The organism is Sphingobium aromaticiconvertens (genome assembly GCF_037154075.1).
Lineage (GTDB): Bacteria > Pseudomonadota > Alphaproteobacteria > Sphingomonadales > Sphingomonadaceae > Sphingobium > Sphingobium aromaticiconvertens.
In genome coordinates, this window is record NZ_JBANRJ010000001.1 from 364,312 (window position 1) to 381,894 (window position 17,583).

Here is a 17,583-nt window from a genome sequence, read left to right on the forward strand (position 1 = left end):
CGGCGCTGAGCCGGGTTGCCACGCGACGATGATGGGACGGCAGGTTCGGGCGCGCCATAAAGCAAGGCGCGTGTCGCTGCGGCGTCCGGTTTTGAAGGGTTGGTAGCGTGTCTGCTGCATCGGCATGGTCGGCAACTGTGCCGGCCCGGTCCATCCTAGACTTTACCACCCACGCCGCATCGCCCGGAAATGGGGTCGGCCTGGAATGGAAAACATGCCTCATGCAGCGTCAACCTGGTCTATCCGCGGCTTTGAAAACTGTGCCGCGAAGTGCGTAAAACCCCGAAAAAGCGGCTCGCCTCACGGACGGGCTTTTTCGGGACTATGAAGGGGTAGCAGTCAAAATGGGAAGGGGCAACGGGCACACGAAATATAGTTGCCACATTCCTGCCCGTATTGGCGCATCCGAACCTACCCTTGGCAGATCATACTGAAAACATCGTTAACCATCCCGTTTTACACACCAACAAGAAGAGATGCTCAATCTCAGATTGAGCGCGGGAATGCGTTGATACGGGTTGAGTTCACTGTGATTTTTGGCTGGACGGCGTGCTGTTGGGCGATGCACAAGCAACCCATGTTTCATAGCCTTGCTCTGGCAGCTGCGTTTCTGGCGCCATCGCCCGGAATGGCGGGCGGCATTGCCGCGCTCGACATCCGTGGCGCTCAGGTCAGCAGCAACGGCTTTGCGCGCACCAGCGACGCTGTGGCGCGCGTGATGCAGGATCTTGCCGGACCTGCCGTCGACGGTAAATCGCTGACCTTCTTCGTGCAATCCGTGGCGGACAACCGGTTCCGTGCGACGCTGGGCAAGGGCCGGATCGGCATCGATTCGCCAGCCGCCATGGCCGCGCGTCCGCCCAAAAAGATCCACAGCATCACGGTGCCGATCCCACCCGCCGCCAGCGGCATCGCCCTGCCCCCGGTCGAGGGCGCGCGCGATGGCGCCCGACCGCTGGTGGTGATCGACGCCGGGCATGGCGGCCATGATCCCGGCGCGATCAACAAGGAAACCGGCCAGCGCGAAAAGGATGTGACACTCAACATAGCGCAGGCGATTCGCGACGAACTGGTCAAATCGGGCCGGGTGCGCGTGGCACTGACTCGTAGCGATGACCGGTTTCTCGTCCTCCAGGAACGTTATGGCATCGCGCGAAAAATGGGAGCGGACCTCTTCATCTCCATCCACGCCGATTCGGCGGAGAATGAGGAGGCGCACGGCGCCACCGTCTATACCCTGTCGGAAACCGCGTCCGACCGGGAGGCGGCCCGCCTCGCCGCGCGGGAAAACAAGGCTGACATCATCAATGGCGTCAACCTTGGCGGGCAGAGTGGCGACGTCTCCTCGATCCTGATCGACCTGACCCAGCGCGAATCGATGAACGTCTCGGCCAGCTTCGCCCGGCTGCTCCAGCGCGAGGCATCGCCCTATGTTCCATTCCGCACCGCCTATCACCGCTTCGCATCGTTGATTGTGTTGAAGGCCCCGGACACGCCGTCCGTGCTTTTCGAAACGGGCTATATCAGCAACACGGCCGACGCCGCCTTTCTCAGTTCCCGTGAAGGCCAGCGCAAGATCGCCACCGGCGCCGCCCGCGCGATCGAGGTCCATTTTGCGCGCAAGTTGGCTATGAATTGACCGTTCGCCGGCACGTCAGGCCGAGGGCACCTCTCTCCACAACGCCGGGAACATCGCCTTGAACGTCGCGACCTTGGGCGCATCCCAGCGGACGATATAGGGATGGCGCGGGTTACGGCGGGCGAAATCCTGGTGATAGCCATCTGCCGACTGAAAGCCGGTGAACCGCTCCACCTTCGTCACGATGGGGTCCGTCCATAGCCCCGACTCGCCCAATTGCTTCAAATAGGCGCTCGCCACCTTCGCCTGCTCCGCGTTCAGCGGAATGAGCGCGCTGCGATATTGGGTGCCACGGTCCGGTCCTTGCCGGTTGAGCGTGGTTGGATCGGCAATGACGGAGAAAAAGACGCGCAGCAGCGTGCCGTAACTGATCTGCGCCGGATCGTAGGTAACGCGCACCGCCTCGGCGAAGCCGGTGTCGCCCATGCTGACACGGTCATAATCGACCTGCTGCCCGCGTGGCCCGCCGGAAAAGCCCGAAACGACGAGCTTCACGCCCTTCACATGGGAAAAGACCGCCTCTACCCCCCAATAACAACCGCCCGCAAAGACGGCGGTTTCCAGCTTTCGAGTGGGGGTGGCGTCGATGGTGGCGACTGGGGCCGTGACGACACGTTCGGCGCGAACAGGGGAGACGACGGCTAGCGCCGCCAACAGGCTCAGGAGAAGGCCGTCAGAGCGTCGCATTCTGGCTGTAGGGCGACGCGGCGACCGCCGACTGCGTCTTGAGCGGACTTTCGGGCGATGCGAAGGCGAACATGCCCACTGCCCCCAGGGCAAAACCGCCCAGGAAACGCAGAAACAGGTCTGATTTCACAAATGCCAACATGGCCTTAGCCTTTCGCTTTCTATTCTATTCGACCGTCTTGGCCGTCGGGTTACGCGCCTTTGTCTTGCCCCTGCCTGAACCTTGCGATGTCCGGTATTCACCTTCGACCAAAGATACGGGCGGATCGACGAAAAAACCGCAAACCTCATTTCAGTTTCTTTACGCAACGGGTATATAGCGCGCGCCGCGCCGTTCGCAAGACGGCGGGCAACGAAAAGAACCGTTTCTATTTTGTGACAGATCGCGCCTTATTTCAGCGCGGCGCAGGCTTCTTGAATGCGGGTGCATGCCTTTTTCAGCACCTCTTCCGACGTCGCATAGCTGATGCGGAAAGCGGGTGAGAGGCCAAAGGCGCCGCCATGCACGGCCGCGACCTTCGCATCGTCCAGAAAGTAGCTGATCAGCGTTTCGTCGCTATCGATCTTCACGCCCTTTGGGCTGGTCTTGCCGATCAGGCCGCTGGCGTCGGGATAGACGTAAAAGGCGCCCTCTGGCACCGGACAGTCCAGACCCGGCGCGTCGTTCAGCATGGCAACCACCATGTCGCGACGCTTGCGAAATGCGGTATTGCGCTCCTCCAAAAAGCTCTGGTCGCCGGTCAGCGCCGCAACGGCGGCGGCCTGGCTGATCGAACAGGGGTTGCTGGTCGACTGCGACTGCAGTTTGGCCATCGCCTTGATGATCCACTCGGGACCACCGGCAAAACCGATGCGCCAGCCGGTCATGGAAAAGGCCTTGGAGCAGCCATTGACCGTCAGGATGCGCTCATAAAGGTCCGGGCAGGTCTGGGCGATGGTGGCGAAGGGCGTCGCCGCATACCAGACATGCTCATACATATCGTCGGTCATGATGAGAACATGAGGGTGGCGACGCAGCACCTCGCCCAGACCTTTAAGCTCCTCAGCCGAATAAGCCGCGCCGCTGGGGTTGGAGGGCGAATTCAGCATCACCCACTTGGTGCGCGGCGTGATCGCGGCGTCCAGTTGCGCGGGCGTGATCTTATAGCCCTGGCTCGCCGGTCCCTCGATGAACACCGGGGTACCGCCCGCAAAGTTCACAATGTCGGGATAGCTGACCCAATAAGGCGCCGGGATGATGACCTCGTCCCCCGCATCCACCGTCGTGACCAGCGCGTTGAACAGCGTATGCTTGCCACCGGAGTTCACGCTGACTTGGGCACGCGTGTAGGTCAGGCCGTTGTCGCGGCTGAACTTGTGGATCACCGCATCCTTGACCGCCACAGTGCCGTCGACATCGGTATATTTGGTCTGCCCGCCCTTGATCGCGGTGATCGCAGCCTCCTTGACGAAGTCGGGCGTGTCGAAGTCCGGCTCGCCCGCCGACAGGCCAATAACGTCCACACCCTGCGCTTTAAGCGCATTCACCCGTGCGCTCATCGCCAGCGTGGCGGAGGGCTGGATGCGGCCAAGGGCGGCGGACGTCGTGCTCATGGTAAGAATCTTTCTGAAAATACCCCAATGCCCGCAACGGCAGCGGACGGGGCGTCCCATAGAGCGCAACTTCGGGAACGGCAACTGCCAGTTAGGCGTATATGGTCTATCTGACCAGCGACGCCGCCACCATGCCGCGTGCAGCGTTGCCGATGAAGAAGCCATTCTCCAGATGATAGCGCTTCAGGTCGCCCTCGACCGCTTCCCCCATATCCAGCAAAGTGCGCCGCAATATGCCGGGCAACAGTCCCCGCGCCAGCGGCGGCGTTACCAGCTTGTCACCCTGTTCGACGAAGAGTGAGGAAAAACAGCCCTCGGTCAGATAGCCCTGTTCATCGGTCAACAGCACCTCATAAGTGCCTCCGCGCTTCAGGGCGTCGCGATAGATGGTGCGATCCGTGGTCTTGTGGCGCAGGCGCGGATCATCGGCAGGGGCGTTACGCGGCACGACCGCAACCTGCATGATCGCCTGTGGCCAGGTGCGATGCGGCCGCACCTCGATCGCGGTGGCGCCGCTGTGCGCCACCAGCAGGCGAACGCGGCTTGGCTCTCGCAGACGGAAAGTCGCAGCCTGCAATTCGTTCCGCACATCATGCCGGTCAAAGGCGAAGCCAAGCGCCTCTGCGCTCGCCTTCAGTCTTTCCATATGCAGGTCCAGCAGGCGAATGCCTTCGCGCGGGTCGAAGGCCATGGTTTCCAGAAGGTCGAACCGCCCATCGGCCAATGGCATTAAATCTAGCCCCAATTCCCGCACGTTACGCGGCCCAGTCATCCCTACCTGGCCAGGAAGCGCCCCTTGGCCAGGCATTCAGCCCATTCGTCCGGTCCCCGCGAGTCCGCGACCACGCCAGAGCCAAGGCCGATGCGACCGATACCGGCCCCTTCATCGACGCAAATGGTGCGGATGGCAACATTGAAGGCGGCATTTCCTTGCGCGTCTATCCACCCCATCGTGCCGGTATAAATGCCTCGGACGTGTGGCTCCATCATGTCGATCACCTCCATCGCCCGCACCTTCGGCGCGCCGGTGATCGAACCGCAGGGAAACAGGGTCCGCAGCACATCGACGGGACCAAGGCCGGGCAACAGGCGCGCACGCACGGTCGACACAAGCTGGTGGATGGTCGGGAAAGTCTCGACCTTGAACAATTCCGGCACGGTGACGCTGCCCGCCCGCGATACCCGCGACAGGTCGTTCCGCAGCAGATCGACGATCATCAGATTTTCGGCCCTCTGCTTGGGATCGCTCGCCAGCAGACTTGCGGCGGCGGCATCCGCGGCGGCATCCGCGCCACGCCGGGCGGTGCCCTTCATCGGCCGCGCGGTCAGTTGCCCCCTGACCAGCGTAAAAAACAATTCGGGTGAAAAGGACAGCAATGTCTGCGCGCCCGTGCGGATCACCCCGCCATAGCCCGCCGCCGCCCTGCTGCGCGCCCGCGCGTAAAGCGCCATCGGATCGCCCGTAAATGACACATCGCACGGGAAAGTCAGGTTGACCTGATAGATGTCGCCCGCCCGGATCATTTCCTGCACCTGATCGAAGGCCTTCATATAGACCGCCTCGTCGATCAGTGGCGTAACCGCGCCCACCGTGCATCCCGCCGGATCAGGCAATAGCGCGGGGATCATCGCGGGATCGATCATGCGGCACCCCTCGAACAGGCCGAACCACAATAATGGCGTGCGTGCCTGCTCATGCCTCCGCGTCAGCGGGAGCAGCCGGTCCTCCAGCGCCAGTCCCGCCTCATAGGCCATATGCCCCGCGACATGCAGCCCCGCCTCACGCGCATCGGCAATCCTATCGAGCGCGGGTTGCACCTCATGAATCGCATGGGCCGTGACGATCTCCACCGGATCGCGATAAAGCCGCGCGCGCGTCGCGCCCCGGACGCGCGCATCATCGAACAGGGCAAAGGCTTCGCTGGGACCGGGCAGGCGCATGGTCGCTGTCTTTAACAGGCTTTGGCAGCGGCGAAAGGGTTGGCGGATAGGCAGAGGAAACGCTTGATTGCGATTCCCACACCATGGCCTTATCCGAAGGCATGGCCGATCCGCTCCCACCCGATCCCCCAACGCCCGACAGCCCTGCCACCGACCTGCCCGAACGCCCGTTCGGTCCGGCGCTGGCGCGCGCACTGCGCGGTCGCTGCCCGGCCTGTGGTGAGGGAGCGATGTTTGCAAAGTTCCTGAAGCCTACGCCCGCCTGCACCCATTGCGGTCAGCGCTGGGACAAGCATCAGGCCGACGACTTCCCCTCCTACATCGTGATCCTGTTGCTGGGGCACATATTGGTCCCACTGATGATCGAGGTGAACAGCGCCCTCGCCATTCCACTGGGCATACAGGCGTTCCTTTGGCCAACGCTCGCCCTGCTGCTGGCCGCCGCCCTGATCCAGCCCGCCAAGGCCGCCGTCATCACCTTTCAATGGTCCCGCAGAATGCACGACTTCAGGTGAAGCGGGCCGACTGGCAAATGTCATGTTGGCCGATCGGGACATTGGGATCGCGCCATTCTATAGCAGCCTAGAGCAGCGCATCGCCCTACCCACCTGTCTCAATTGACGCCCAAAATGCTCACGGCGAGATATGCCTCCACCGAAGCAGTATATATTTATTTTCAAGGGTAATGGTGCCCGGGGACGGATTCGAACCGCCGACACTGCGATTTTCAGTCGCATGCTCTACCAACTGAGCTACCCGGGCAATGCACCGGGCAGGCAAGCCGCCGGGCGATTGGGAGCGCTGCCTATAAGCGTCAGTCGCGCCCGCTGTCCACCCCATAATCGCTGCTTTTTTCATCTCCCTCCTGCGCGGGCGGTCCTTCGACGCGATAGCCTTCGCCCAGCCATTGGAGGAGGTCGCGATCGCGGCAACGGTCGCCGCAGAAAGGGCGCGTTTCCGCTTTCGATGGCTGGCCACAGATCGGGCAGGCGGTGGAGGCTTTAGGCGACATATCCGGCCGATATGGCAAGGCTTGCATCCTCCTTCAAGGCGACAGCGCCGCCGCGCCGTCGTTCCAGCCGCGCGAGCCAGTCGCGGTTGCGGTGAAGCAGGCCCGTTACCGCAGGCGCGGCCGCCAGGGTTACGGCCCCTGCTCCACTCGCGGCCCCCTCATGCCGCTCGGCCCGGCGCAACAGCGCGAGCGCCGCCGTCAGTACCGGATTTGCACGCAGCACTTCCATGATGCTCGCCCGTTCGCGCCGCCGCACGATCTGGATGAAGCCGAAACCGTTGACGGCCGTGCGCTCAAAGAGAAGCGGCAGATTCTTGTCCACCTGCGTCGCCGCGATCAGCCGTTCGTCCTTGTTGTTCATGGTGGGCAGGTCGATGCCGATCGACCCCGAAAGCCCCATCCGCCGGATCGCCAGCGCCGCCAGTTTGGAACCCTTCGGACCAAGCTGCGCGGGCGGCAGGCTGCCGTCCACGTCGATCAGCACCATCGCGGGCGTCAGGAAGATACGCAGCGATGCGGCTTCGGTGCCAACCTCGCCCCGCATCGCCTCTTCCATCAATTCGCCCCAGCCATGCGCCTCCAGCCGGTCTTCCTCGTGCGCAGGACAAGGGATGACGACCTTGCCGGTGGCATGGAGACGCTGAAGCAGGCTGGGACCGGGATGCGCCTTGCTGCCGGGTGGGGCGATGCGGCCCTTGGCCAGCTTGGCGCGGCCCTCCTCCGGGATGGCCTCACGCACGATTTCGATCAGCACCTGCGCGCCTTCGGCCACTTTGGGCGGGATCGGCTCGATCAGTATCTCTTCGCCCGAATCGAGCCGGGCGATGCCGCGCTTGCGGGGGATGACGGTGTGGGTCAGGCGTCCGGAGGCCAGTGCGCCTGCGCGAACCTGTGGCCCCTCACGTTCGATCAACGCCTCAAGAATGCGGCCATGATCGACCAGCGCGGCGCGTGCCTCGCCAATCCCTTCCTCGTACAGCCACTCAGCCATGGGCTGGACCGGCATGAATGTAGCCAGCCGCGATCAAAAGCGCGCGGGTTTCGTATAGTGGCAGGCCCATAATGGCGGAATGACTCCCTTGAATGGCGCGGATGAGGCCAGCGGCCAACCCCTGGATGGCGTAGCCGCCCGCTTTGCCGTGCCACTCGCCGCTGGCGAGATAGGCCTCGATCTCAGCGCGATCCAATGGCTTGAAAATGACGATATTGGTTGAAAGTCGGTGGCGTGCCTGCCCTGTGGCATCGATCAGCGTGATCGCGCTGTAGACTCGGTGGCGCCGCCCCGACAACAGGGTCAGGCAGGCGCGAGCCTCCGCCTCGCTTTCGGCTTTGGGCAATATGCGCCGGCCCGCAGCGACAACGGTGTCCCCCGACAGGACCAATGCCTGATCGTGCCGCGCGGCGATCAGCGCCGCCTTCTCTGCCGCGACGCGCGCGGCATAGACGGGGGGCAGTTCGCTCTTGCGGGGGGTTTCGTCGATATCCGCCGGATCGACCGCGTCCGGCGTAACGCCAATCTGGCGCAGCAGGTCGAGGCGTCGCGGTGAAGCCGACGCCAGGATGAGACGGCTAGTGGTCGCCGTCACTTGAAGCGATAGGTGATCCGACCCTTGGTCAGGTCGTAGGGGGTCAGTTCAACCAGCACTTCGTCACCCACCAGCACGCGGATGCGGTTCTTGCGCATCTTGCCCGCCGTGTGACCAAGGATCTCGTGATCATTCTCAAGCCGTACACGGAACATCGCGTTGGGGAGCAACTCCACAACGGATCCGCGCATCTCAAGCAGTTCTTCTTTTGCCATATTATCCCGAAAATACCGAAAAAATCGCGCCGCCATAGCGCCAATTGCTGCAAATGGAAAGTCAAGCCTGCACGCCGAAGCGATCCCCCGCCGCGACGAGGGTCGTGAAGATGTAATCCAGCTGATCTTCATCCACGCAATAGGGCGGCATCAGGTAGATGGTGTTGCCCAAGGGCCGCAGCAATAGCCCATGTTCGAGGAAAAATGCGCGCAGTCGCGGGGCGAGATCGGAGAGGTAGCCAGCATCAGGCGTGATGAGGTCGATCGCAGCGATCGTGCCCAACTGGCGCGGGTTGGCGAAGGCGCAATGCGCGGCCAGTGCCGTCATACGCCGCGCGATGCCCGAAGACAGCGCCGCGATTCGCCCCAGCACGTCCTCCTCGCGCCAGATCGCCAGATTCGCCACCGCCGCCGCACACGCAATCGGGTTCGCGGTATAGCTGCTCGAATGGTAGAATTGCTTCGCCCGGTCCTGCGATCGGTGGGAATCGAAAATCGCGGCCGTGGCCAGCGTCGCCGCCAGCGGAATCGCACCGCCGGTAATCCCCTTCGCCACGCACAATATGTCAGGCACGACCCCAGCCTGTTCGCAGGCGAACAGCGTGCCCGTGCGGCCCCATCCGGTCATCACCTCGTCGGCGATGAACAGGACATCGTGCCGCGCGCAGATCGCCGCCATCTTCCGCAGCATCTCTGGCGCATAGACGAGCATCCCCCCTGCCCCCAGGATCAACGGCTCCACGATGAAGGCAGCGGGCGCAGGGCGGGCAGCACAGGCAGCCTCCAGCGCGTCGAGGCACAACCGTTCGTGTCCCACAGAAGGAAAGGGAATCGTCCCCACATCGAACAGCAGCGGCGACCAGGCGCGATTATAGACGCCCCGCTCGCCCACCGACATCGCGCCGATGGTATCGCCATGATAGCCATGCTGGAGGACGAGGATGCGGTGCCGATCGGGCGCGCCCAGATTATGCCAGTGCCCCAGCGCCATCTTCAGCGCCACCTCGACCGCCGTCGATCCACTGTCGGAAAAGAAGACATGGGCAAGGTCCGGGCGCCCGTGGCCACGCGGCGCGATCTCCACCAACTCGCGCGCGACCTTTTCGGCCGGATCATGGGTATAGCCCGCGAAGATCATCTGATCGAGCGTTCCCGCCTGCGCCGCAATGGCGGCGGCAATGCGCGGGTTACAGTGGCCGTGCGTCGTCACCCACCAACTGGAAATCCCGTCGATCAGCGTGCTGCCATCGTCCAGATGCAGCAGCGCGCCCTCCGCCCGCACGACATGAGGGATCGGTTCATTAAGGCCATGCTGGGTGAAAGGGTGCCAGACCGGAGATGTCATGATGCGATCGCTTAGACGCCCACACAGCCCCGGTCGAGCAAATCCCTGGAGCACGATGCTCTAGCGATAAGTAGGTTCAGGCCGACGCGCGAGATAGAGGCCCGAGCGCGCGACGGGACCGTCCACCAGCTTGTCCTTGCCCTTCATGCGGAACAGGGCGGCGCCATCCGGGTTCACTAGCACTACGCGCGTGCCGCCCGATGGCAGCGGCTCGATCACGGAAATAGCGATGCCATGCTTCTCGCAGAGAGCGCGGACCTTCTCGGGCGTTTCAGCAGTGTTGACGGCGCGGCTCATGCGCGCGCCTCGACAGCGATGAAAATGTGATGGATCATGGGGAACGCTCCGGGACAGGCAAGCGGGAGCGCGAAAACAGTCTCTCGGTCGCGGCGAACGCTTGCGGGCGGGTATCGCGCGATGGCGTACCCTAGCAGGACAGCGCGGAAATGTCGCCTTTATTCGGCTTCGATGACAAGTGCAGAGGCCGCGCGCGCGGCGCGATGATCTTCGGCCTGGGTCAGGCGATTGGCCATGACACGCCAGGCAGCTTCGGCACGCAGAAAGCGGTCGCGAACATTGTCGAGCGGCGTCTTGGCCGCGTCATTGGCGCATTCGTCCGCACGGGCAAGGTAGAAGTCACTGGTCGCCGACATCATGCAGTTCCTCGCACCGGGAAAATCGCGGCAGCGAGCCGAAGGCCCGCTGCACGCCTATCAGGGCCGGTCGCCATTCTATGACGACCGGCCCGTAGCATCAGGCCGACTGGAGGTTGACAGCCGAGGTCTTGCCACGACGGTCGGTTTCCAGCTCATAGCTGATCCGGTCGTCCTTGTTCAGCGTGCCCATTCCGGCGCGCTCAACGGCAGTGATGTGGACGAATGCGTCGCCCGAACCATCTTCATTCGAAATGAAGCCATAGCCCTTGTCGGAATTGAAAAATTTGACTGTGCCGATCGGCATGAGGTGTTTCCTTTCACGAAAACGAGGGGTTTCCACAAGACAACATGTCCGGTGGAGCCAAGTAGCGTGGATGAGGAAGGATCAGCCCATGCCGGGCATCAAGTTCCGTCGCAGGCGACGTTTAGCTCCCGCAAGATGCGCGCTTGCCCTTCAAAAGTCAAGGAAAGCCGGGGAAGGGGGGCGTTGACTGCCCTTTCCCCCGCTCCATTCCTCTTACCAGATCTTCACCCGGTCCTTGGGCGGCAGGCTGATCTTGCCGTTCGGCGCAGGCTTGAACGCATCATACCAGGCATCAAAATTGCGCACGATGTCGGCGCGATATTGCGACGGCGCATGCGGATCGGTGACAAGCCGCTGGCGCAGATTCGCTTCGCGATAGTTGCGCCGCCACACCTGCGCCCATCCCAGGAAGAATCGCTGGTCGCCGGTCGTGCCGTCGATCACCGGTGCGGGCTTGCCACCCAGCGACGCATGATAGGCGTCCAACGCCACCGACAGGCCCGCCAGATCGCCGATATTCTCGCCCAGCGTGAAGGCGCCCTTCACATGCGCGCCGGGAAAGGGTTCATAGGCGTCATATTGCTTGACCAATTTGTCGGTCAGCCCCTTGAACGCAGCGACATCCGCATCGGTCCACCATTGGTTGAGCTTGCCCGTCTCATCATATTTCGCGCCTTGATCGTCGAAATGATGGCTGAGTTCATGACCGATCACTGCGCCAATGCCCCCATAATTCACCGCCGGGTCGGCATGGGGATCGAAGAAGGGCGGTTGCAGGATGGCAGCGGGGAAGACGATCTCCACCATGCCGAAATTGGCGTAGGCGTTGATCTCCATCGGCGTCATGAACCATTCGCCACGATCGACCGGCTCGCCCAGCTTACCGATCATATAATCATAGTCGAACTGGTTGGAGCGCTCCGCATTGCCCAGCAGGTCATCGGCCCTGACCATCAGCCCCGCATAGTCGCGCCATTTGTCGGGATAGCCGATCTTCGGGTTAAAGGCGGCCAGCTTCTTATGGGCGCGTGCCCTGGCCGTGGCGCTCATCCATTCCAGACCGTCGATCCGGCGTCCCATCGCCGCGATGACATTCTTGACCAGCCCGTCCATCGCTGCCTTGGTCTCAGGCGGGAAATATTGGGCGACATACTGCTTGCCAACCTCTTCGCCCAGCGCGCCCTTCAGGAAATCGACGCCGCGCTTCCACCGTGCCTCGCGCTCGGGCGTGCCCGACAGCGTCGTGCCGAAAAAGGCGAAATCGGCGTCTGCGATCTTCGCGGGCAGATAATCGGCATAGGCATGCAGGCTGCGCTGGAACAACGCGTCCTTCAGCACCGGCAGCGGGGTCTTTGCGATCAGCGCGGCGATGCCGGTGACAGCACTGGGCTGGGACACGATCAGCGACGCAGGCTTTAGCCCGTTGGCGCCGAAATAGGCAGCAAAGTCAAAACCGGGCGCTGCCTTTTGCAAGTCCACCAGCGTCATTTTGTTATAGGTCTTGTCGGCATCGCGGCTGTCGATCTGGGTCCAGTGCAGCCTGGCGATCTCGGTTTCCAGCGCCATCAGCGCGGCGGCCCGCGCCTGGGCGTCCGGCTCGCCTGCCAGCGTAAACATTTTTTCCAGATGCGTGACATAAGCGGTGCGAATCGCCGCCATCTTGTCATCCTGCTCCAAATAATAATCGCGGTCTGGCAGGCCCAGGCCGCCCTGGCTCAGGGACAGGATATAGGTTTCGGGGTCCTTGTCGTCCTGCCCGACCATATGATTGAAGGGTCCAGCGACACCTGAACGCGCAGCCTTGGCCGTCAGCGTAACATAGGCCTTTTTGTCCTTCACAGCCTTGATCTCGTCCAGCCAGGGCTTGATCGGTGCCATGCCCTTCGCCTCGACCGCAGCTTCATCCATGTAGCTGGCATAGGCTGCGCCGATCTTGCTCGACGCGTCGCTCTTAGCCGCTTCCAATATGCCGCGCGTGCGGGTCCGCGACAGGTCGTCCAGCGTGTTGAACGCACCGTAGTTGGACTTGTCCGCCGGAATCGGCGTGTTCTTCGCCCAGACGCCGTTGGCGTGCAGATAGAAATCGTCACCCGGCTTGACCGCCGGGTCCATGCCCGCCGCGTCGAAGCCATAGCTGCCATAGGTCGGCTTGCCGGCGGCGGCGGCCGAGGAGGCGGCGTCAGATTTGGCTGCCTGATCGGCGCGCGCGACCGAAGCGCTCAAGACGAGCGCAGTTGCGGCGGCGCATAGGAAAGCTGTTTTCATCGATGTCCCTTGCTTGTCTGGGCGGACGATCAAGTCCCGCCTTTATGCAAACGACTTCAATCGGGCATCGGCACCCAAGTCCATGTCGTTTGTCGAAAAATATCGCCGATTACGCGAGCAGGGAAAGGTCGATATGCGTGGCAAAGGCCTGGGCCAGCGTCTCGCGCGTCAAGGGGTCAAGGCGCGGCAGGCGACCGAGCGAAGGCACCTTGCCCAGCAGCGGCACGATCCGCTCATTCTCCGCATGGGCATCACCGATGAAGGCGATGCCGGCAATCGGCACCCCGCGCGCGCGCAGCGCCTCGATGCTGAGCAGACTGTGGTTGATCGTGCCCAGCCCGGTCCGCGCGCACAAAATCACCGGCGCCCCCCAATGCGCGAACAGGTCCGCCATCAGCAATGTTTCGCTGAGCGGCACCAGCACCCCGCCCGCGCCCTCCACCACCAATGGTCCCTCGCCCACCGGCAACGTCAGCCGTTCCAACTCTATGCTGACGTCATCACACCGGGCGGCAAGGTGCGGCGACGCGGGCGTTTCCAATCGATAGGCTTCTGGACACATATGTCCTGCGGGCAAACCGGAAAGCTGAGCAACACTGTCCCGATCCGTCGTCGGCACCGTCCCCGCCTGCACCGGCTTCCAGTAGCGCGCGCCCAGTGCTCCGGCGAGGCCAGCGGCGAACACCGTCTTGCCCACATCGGTATCGGTGCCGGTAACGATCCATGTCCGGTTTGGCAGCGGCATCAGGCGAGCCGTGCCAGTTCACGCCCCAACGCCGCCACATCGGCCCGCCCGATATTGAGCGTCAGTGACACCCGCAGGCGACTTGTTCCTGCTGGCACCGTCGGCGGGCGAATGCCGCGTATGTCGAACCCGGCCTCTCGCAACTGTTCGGCCACCGCCATCGTCCGCTTCTCGTCCCCCAATAGGACCGGCACGATCTGGCTGCGCGGGTTTGGCAGGCCCAGCGGCGCGCAAATCGCCTGACCCGCATCGTCGCGCAATGTGGAAAGGCGCGCGCGCAGATCGTCCGCCTGCTCGATCCGGTCGATCGCCGCCGACACCGCGATCGCCATCAAGGGCGACGGCGCGGTCGAATAGATAAACGCCCGCGCCCGATTGATGAGATAGTCGATGAACAGGCGCGGCCCACAGATCAACGCCCCCTCCACCCCCAGCGCCTTGCCGCAGGTATGGAGCGTGACGACATTGTGCAGCCCGTCCAACCCCGCCGACAGGCCTCGACCATTGGGTCCGAAAACGCCGGTTCCATGCGCCTCGTCCAGCAGTAGCATCGCGTCATGCCGCGCCGCCAGCTTTGCCAGTTCGCCGAGCGGCGCCATGTCGCCATCCATGGAATAAAGCGTCTCGACGCCGATCCACACCCGGCCCTTGCCGCCCTCTGTCCGCCATCCGGTGATCAGGTCGTCGAAACTCTGCACGTCATTGTGCCGGGCAAAAAGCGCGCTCGCCTTCGACTGGCGGATGCCGTCATGCGCGCTCGCATGGATCAGCTCATCCGCGACGATCAGGTCGCCGCGCTGGGGCAAGGTACCGAAAAGCGCAAGGTTGGCGACAAAGCCGTTGGCAACGAACAGCGCCGCCTGCGTCCTGAAGAAATCTGCCGCTTTCGCCTCCAGCCCCTCATGCTCGGGCGCGTTACCGCGCAACAGCCGCGATCCGCCCGACCCCACGGGCACGCCGCGCCCCAGAGCATCGGCCACCGCCTGCCCGATGATCGGGTCGGACGACAGCCCCAGATAGTCGTTGGAAGCAAAGTCACGGCCCGCCCGCTGGACCAGATGTCGCAACCGCCCCCGTTGATCAAGGGCGGCCAATTGCGAGCGAAAGGGTTCGGCGTTCATGCGCCGCGATATAGGCCTTGGGTATCGGGCATCACAAGGGCGCGCGATGGGAGCGGTGGGCAGTTTGCCCGGAAAAATAATCAGCCCCGCTCGACTGCATGGAGCGGGGCTGACAGTCTGTCCTTCATTTTCTAGCGGCGATCAGGCCCCATGCGCCAATGCCGCCAGCAATAGCAGCGCGACGATATTGGTGATCTTGATCATCGGATTAACCGCAGGGCCAGCGGTATCCTTGTAGGGGTCGCCGACGGTATCGCCCGTCACCGCCGCCTTGTGCGCTTGCGACCCTTTGCCGCCATGATGCCCGTCCTCGATATATTTCTTGGCATTGTCCCACGCGCCGCCGCCCGACGTCATCGAAATGGCGACGAACAGACCGGAGACGATCACGCCGAGCAACAGCGCACCCAGCGCGGCAAAGCCGTTGGAGACACCCGCCACCGCGCGAATGACGAAATAGACGATGATGGGCGTCAGCACGGGCAGCAGGCTGGGTATGATCATTTCCTTGATCGCCGCCTTGGTCACCAGATCGACGGTACGGGCATAGTCGGGCTTGCTGGTGCCATCCATGATGCCCTTGTTCGTGGCGAACTGTTCCCGCACGTCCTTGACCACGTCACCTGCGGCCCGGCCGACAGCCGTCATGCCCATCGCCCCGAACAGATAGGGCAACAACGCCCCTAGCAGCAGACCCACGATAACATAGGGGTTCTGGAGAGAGAAATCGACGGGCGCCGTCAGTCCCAGGGCCGCGCCATAATAATCGAGATCCTGCGTATAGGCGCCAAACAGCACCAACGCGGCAAGGCCCGCCGAACCGATGGCATAGCCTTTCGTCACCGCCTTGGTCGTGTTGCCTACCGCGTCCAGCGCATCGGTCTTGACCCGCACGCTATCGTCCATCCCCGCCATTTCGGCGATGCCACCGGCATTGTCGGTAACGGGGCCATAGGCGTCAAGCGCCACAACCATGCCCGCCAGCGCCAGCATTGCCGTCGCGGCGAAGGCGATGCCCATCAGGCCCGCCAGTTGATGCGACACGATAATACCCGCAACGATCACCAGCGTCGGCAGCGCGGTCGATTCCAGACTGACGGCCAGTCCCTGAATGACGTTGGTGCCATGGCCGGTTTCCGACGCACGCGCGATGGAGCGGACGGGCCGATAATTGGTGCCGGTATAATATTCGGTGATGACCACCAGCAACCCGGTAACGGCAAGGCCCACGAGCATCGACCAGAACAGGGCCATGCCGGTATAACCGCCCGCCCCGTCAAGATCGGTGCCGAAGGGTGTGTTTAGATCACCCAGCGTATAAAGCGTTGCGGCATAGATGGCACCGATCGACAGGATCGCCGTCACCCAAAAGCCCTTGTAAAGCGCGCCCATGATCGACTGGCTTTTGCCCAGCCGCACGAAATAGGTGCCGATGATCGAGGTGATGATGCACACGCCGCCGACGATCAGCGGCAGCGACATCAGTTGCATCTTGAATACATTATCGACACCGGTCACCAGCAGCGCGATCAGCACCATGGTCGCGCCGACCGTGACGACATAGGTTTCGAACAAATCCGCGGCCATGCCCGCGCAATCACCCACATTATCACCCACATTGTCGGCGATCACGGCGGGGTTGCGTGGGTCATCCTCCGGGATGCCCGCCTCTACCTTGCCCACCAGATCGGCGCCGACATCGGCGGCCTTGGTGAAGATGCCGCCGCCCAGTCGCGCGAAGATGGAAATAAGCGACGCGCCAAAGGCCAGCGCCACCAGGCTGTCGATCACCAGCCGGTCATCGGGCGCATGACCCGCAGGGCCAGTCAGATACCAGAAAAACAGGCTGATCGCGAGCAGCGCCAGACCCGCCACCAACATGCCGGTAATCGCGCCCGCCCGAAACGCGACCGTCAGGCCGCTCTGGAGCGTGCCGCGCGCGGCCTCCGCCGTGCGGACATTGGCGCGCACCGAAATGTTCATGCCGATAAAGCCCGCCGCACCCGACAGGATCGCTCCGATCAGAAAACCGATGGCGGAGGTAAGACCAAGAAAATACGCGACGATCACGGCAACCACGACGCCGACGAGGGCGATGGTCGTATACTGGCGGCCCAGATAGGCGCGGGCGCCCTCCTGAATCGCGCCAGCGATCTGTTGCATGGTTTCGTTGCCTGCTGGCGCGGCTAGTACCTGCCGACTGGTCAGCAGGCCGTAAAGCACGGCCAGCAGGCCGCACCCTATGGCGATATAAACGATTTGCATGAGTGTTCCTCTCCCCCTTTTATGACTTTCATCGGCCGCTCCGCAGGGAATGTCGGGCGGGCGAAAGGCATAAGACGGCACGGCCGGGGAGGAAGGCTCCGGCACTACGCACTCCATCAATCAGCGTCACCAAGGTCGAGCGCATAGGCAATCCAACCGGCTGAGAAACTGTCAGCCGGTGAAGCTACAGCGCTGAAAGGTCGCGTCAA

19 protein-coding genes and 1 tRNA gene are annotated in these 17,583 nt (G+C 63.0%); 2 read left to right on the forward strand and 18 right to left on the reverse strand.

Annotated elements, in window-relative coordinates; genetic code table 11:
• Nucleotides 1–577: 577 nt before the first annotated feature.
• Nucleotides 578–1,639, forward strand: coding sequence for an N-acetylmuramoyl-L-alanine amidase family protein (locus tag WFR25_RS01900; RefSeq protein WP_419723133.1), 1,062 nt, complete (start codon nt 578–580; stop codon nt 1,637–1,639).
• 15 nt (nt 1,640–1,654) lie between these two features.
• Here WFR25_RS01900 and msrA read toward each other — a convergent pair whose 3' ends face one another.
• The 5 genes from msrA to pabB form a co-directional block, all read right to left on the reverse strand.
• A complete protein-coding gene (gene msrA / locus WFR25_RS01905; protein ID WP_336967984.1) occupies nt 1,655–2,326 on the reverse strand; it encodes a peptide-methionine (S)-S-oxide reductase MsrA in 672 nt (223 codons plus the stop codon).
• Complete coding sequence (locus WFR25_RS01910; RefSeq protein WP_336967986.1) at nt 2,313–2,468, reverse strand: hypothetical protein; 156 nt, start codon at nt 2,466–2,468, stop codon at nt 2,313–2,315. Before WFR25_RS01910 ends, msrA begins: the two co-directional genes overlap by 14 nt.
• Before the next feature lie 248 nt (nt 2,469–2,716).
• Nucleotides 2,717–3,919, reverse strand: a complete 1,203-nt coding sequence (locus WFR25_RS01915) for a pyridoxal phosphate-dependent aminotransferase (protein WP_336967989.1) — start codon at nt 3,917–3,919, stop codon at nt 2,717–2,719.
• A gap of 106 nt (nt 3,920–4,025) precedes the next feature.
• Nucleotides 4,026–4,649 carry an aminotransferase class IV gene (locus tag WFR25_RS01920; RefSeq protein ID WP_336967992.1) on the reverse strand — a complete coding sequence of 208 codons (624 nt, stop codon included), beginning with the start codon at nt 4,647–4,649 and terminating at the stop codon, nt 4,026–4,028.
• Between the two features lie 44 nt (nt 4,650–4,693).
• Complete coding sequence (pabB, locus tag WFR25_RS01925; protein ID WP_336967993.1) at nt 4,694–5,860, reverse strand: aminodeoxychorismate synthase component I; 1,167 nt, start codon at nt 5,858–5,860, stop codon at nt 4,694–4,696.
• Nucleotides 5,861–5,943: 83 nt separating this feature from the next.
• Between pabB and WFR25_RS01930 the strand changes: the two genes are divergently transcribed.
• Complete coding sequence (locus tag WFR25_RS01930) at nt 5,944–6,375, forward strand: DUF983 domain-containing protein (RefSeq protein WP_419723134.1); 432 nt, start codon at nt 5,944–5,946, stop codon at nt 6,373–6,375.
• 171 nt (nt 6,376–6,546) lie between these two features.
• Here WFR25_RS01930 and WFR25_RS01935 read toward each other — a convergent pair.
• From WFR25_RS01935 to WFR25_RS01995, 13 genes are all read right to left on the reverse strand, one after another.
• Nucleotides 6,547–6,622, reverse strand: a tRNA-Phe gene (locus WFR25_RS01935).
• Between the two features lie 52 nt (nt 6,623–6,674).
• Complete coding sequence (locus tag WFR25_RS01940) at nt 6,675–6,872, reverse strand: DNA gyrase inhibitor YacG (protein ID WP_336967996.1); 198 nt, start codon at nt 6,870–6,872, stop codon at nt 6,675–6,677.
• On the reverse strand, nt 6,862–7,863 hold the full coding sequence (locus WFR25_RS01945; RefSeq protein WP_336974605.1) for a ribonuclease: 1,002 nt from the start codon (nt 7,861–7,863) through the stop codon (nt 6,862–6,864). Before WFR25_RS01945 ends, WFR25_RS01940 begins: the two co-directional genes overlap by 11 nt.
• Complete coding sequence (locus tag WFR25_RS01950) at nt 7,856–8,458, reverse strand: Maf family protein (RefSeq protein WP_336967998.1); 603 nt, start codon at nt 8,456–8,458, stop codon at nt 7,856–7,858. The genes WFR25_RS01945 and WFR25_RS01950 overlap by 8 nt, the downstream gene beginning before the upstream one ends.
• Nucleotides 8,455–8,673: a translation initiation factor IF-1 gene (gene infA, locus WFR25_RS01955; protein WP_107967729.1), complete on the reverse strand. Its 219-nt coding sequence runs from the start codon at nt 8,671–8,673 to the stop codon at nt 8,455–8,457. Before infA ends, WFR25_RS01950 begins: the two co-directional genes overlap by 4 nt.
• 61 nt (nt 8,674–8,734) lie before the next feature.
• Complete coding sequence (locus WFR25_RS01960; RefSeq protein ID WP_336968005.1) at nt 8,735–10,018, reverse strand: adenosylmethionine--8-amino-7-oxononanoate transaminase; 1,284 nt, start codon at nt 10,016–10,018, stop codon at nt 8,735–8,737.
• Nucleotides 10,019–10,078: 60 nt separating this feature from the next.
• The gene (locus WFR25_RS01965) at nt 10,079–10,315 is read right to left on the reverse strand and encodes a hypothetical protein (RefSeq protein WP_336968008.1); all 237 of its coding nucleotides are present in this window, start codon (nt 10,313–10,315) and stop codon (nt 10,079–10,081) included.
• 158 nt (nt 10,316–10,473) lie between these two features.
• Complete coding sequence (locus WFR25_RS01970; RefSeq protein ID WP_336968010.1) at nt 10,474–10,674, reverse strand: hypothetical protein; 201 nt, start codon at nt 10,672–10,674, stop codon at nt 10,474–10,476.
• 97 nt (nt 10,675–10,771) lie between these two features.
• Nucleotides 10,772–10,978: a cold-shock protein gene (locus tag WFR25_RS01975; RefSeq protein ID WP_336968012.1), complete on the reverse strand. Its 207-nt coding sequence runs from the start codon at nt 10,976–10,978 to the stop codon at nt 10,772–10,774.
• 213 nt (nt 10,979–11,191) lie between these two features.
• The gene (locus WFR25_RS01980) at nt 11,192–13,243 is read right to left on the reverse strand and encodes a M13 family metallopeptidase (RefSeq protein WP_336968015.1); all 2,052 of its coding nucleotides are present in this window, start codon (nt 13,241–13,243) and stop codon (nt 11,192–11,194) included.
• A gap of 109 nt (nt 13,244–13,352) precedes the next feature.
• Nucleotides 13,353–13,988 carry a dethiobiotin synthase gene (gene bioD / locus WFR25_RS01985; RefSeq protein WP_336968018.1) on the reverse strand — a complete coding sequence of 212 codons (636 nt, stop codon included), beginning with the start codon at nt 13,986–13,988 and terminating at the stop codon, nt 13,353–13,355.
• On the reverse strand, nt 13,988–15,109 hold the full coding sequence (locus WFR25_RS01990; RefSeq protein ID WP_336968020.1) for an 8-amino-7-oxononanoate synthase: 1,122 nt from the start codon (nt 15,107–15,109) through the stop codon (nt 13,988–13,990). Before WFR25_RS01990 ends, bioD begins: the two co-directional genes overlap by 1 nt.
• A 141-nt stretch (nt 15,110–15,250) precedes the next feature.
• Nucleotides 15,251–17,374 carry a sodium-translocating pyrophosphatase gene (locus tag WFR25_RS01995; protein WP_336968021.1) on the reverse strand — a complete coding sequence of 708 codons (2,124 nt, stop codon included), beginning with the start codon at nt 17,372–17,374 and terminating at the stop codon, nt 15,251–15,253.
• Between the last annotated feature and the right edge of the window lie 209 nt (nt 17,375–17,583).

Coding starts and splice junctions, on each gene's coding strand:
- WFR25_RS01900 (WP_419723133.1), top strand. CDS start 578: ATGTTTCATAGCCTTGCTCTGGCAGCTGCGTTTCTGGCGCCATCGCCC.
- msrA (WP_336967984.1), bottom strand. CDS start 2,326: ATGCGACGCTCTGACGGCCTTCTCCTGAGCCTGTTGGCGGCGCTAGCC.
- WFR25_RS01910 (WP_336967986.1), bottom strand. CDS start 2,468: ATGTTGGCATTTGTGAAATCAGACCTGTTTCTGCGTTTCCTGGGCGGT.
- WFR25_RS01915 (WP_336967989.1), bottom strand. CDS start 3,919: ATGAGCACGACGTCCGCCGCCCTTGGCCGCATCCAGCCCTCCGCCACG.
- WFR25_RS01920 (WP_336967992.1), bottom strand. CDS start 4,649: ATGCCATTGGCCGATGGGCGGTTCGACCTTCTGGAAACCATGGCCTTC.
- pabB (WP_336967993.1), bottom strand. CDS start 5,860: ATGCGCCTGCCCGGTCCCAGCGAAGCCTTTGCCCTGTTCGATGATGCG.
- WFR25_RS01930 (WP_419723134.1), top strand. CDS start 5,944: ATGGCCTTATCCGAAGGCATGGCCGATCCGCTCCCACCCGATCCCCCA.
- WFR25_RS01940 (WP_336967996.1), bottom strand. CDS start 6,872: ATGTCGCCTAAAGCCTCCACCGCCTGCCCGATCTGTGGCCAGCCATCG.
- WFR25_RS01945 (WP_336974605.1), bottom strand. CDS start 7,863: ATGGCTGAGTGGCTGTACGAGGAAGGGATTGGCGAGGCACGCGCCGCG.
- infA (WP_107967729.1), bottom strand. CDS start 8,673: ATGGCAAAAGAAGAACTGCTTGAGATGCGCGGATCCGTTGTGGAGTTG.
- WFR25_RS01960 (WP_336968005.1), bottom strand. CDS start 10,018: ATGACATCTCCGGTCTGGCACCCTTTCACCCAGCATGGCCTTAATGAA.
- WFR25_RS01965 (WP_336968008.1), bottom strand. CDS start 10,315: ATGAGCCGCGCCGTCAACACTGCTGAAACGCCCGAGAAGGTCCGCGCT.
- WFR25_RS01970 (WP_336968010.1), bottom strand. CDS start 10,674: ATGATGTCGGCGACCAGTGACTTCTACCTTGCCCGTGCGGACGAATGC.
- WFR25_RS01975 (WP_336968012.1), bottom strand. CDS start 10,978: ATGCCGATCGGCACAGTCAAATTTTTCAATTCCGACAAGGGCTATGGC.
- WFR25_RS01980 (WP_336968015.1), bottom strand. CDS start 13,243: ATGAAAACAGCTTTCCTATGCGCCGCCGCAACTGCGCTCGTCTTGAGC.
- bioD (WP_336968018.1), bottom strand. CDS start 13,988: ATGCCGCTGCCAAACCGGACATGGATCGTTACCGGCACCGATACCGAT.
- WFR25_RS01990 (WP_336968020.1), bottom strand. CDS start 15,109: ATGAACGCCGAACCCTTTCGCTCGCAATTGGCCGCCCTTGATCAACGG.
- WFR25_RS01995 (WP_336968021.1), bottom strand. CDS start 17,374: ATGCAAATCGTTTATATCGCCATAGGGTGCGGCCTGCTGGCCGTGCTT.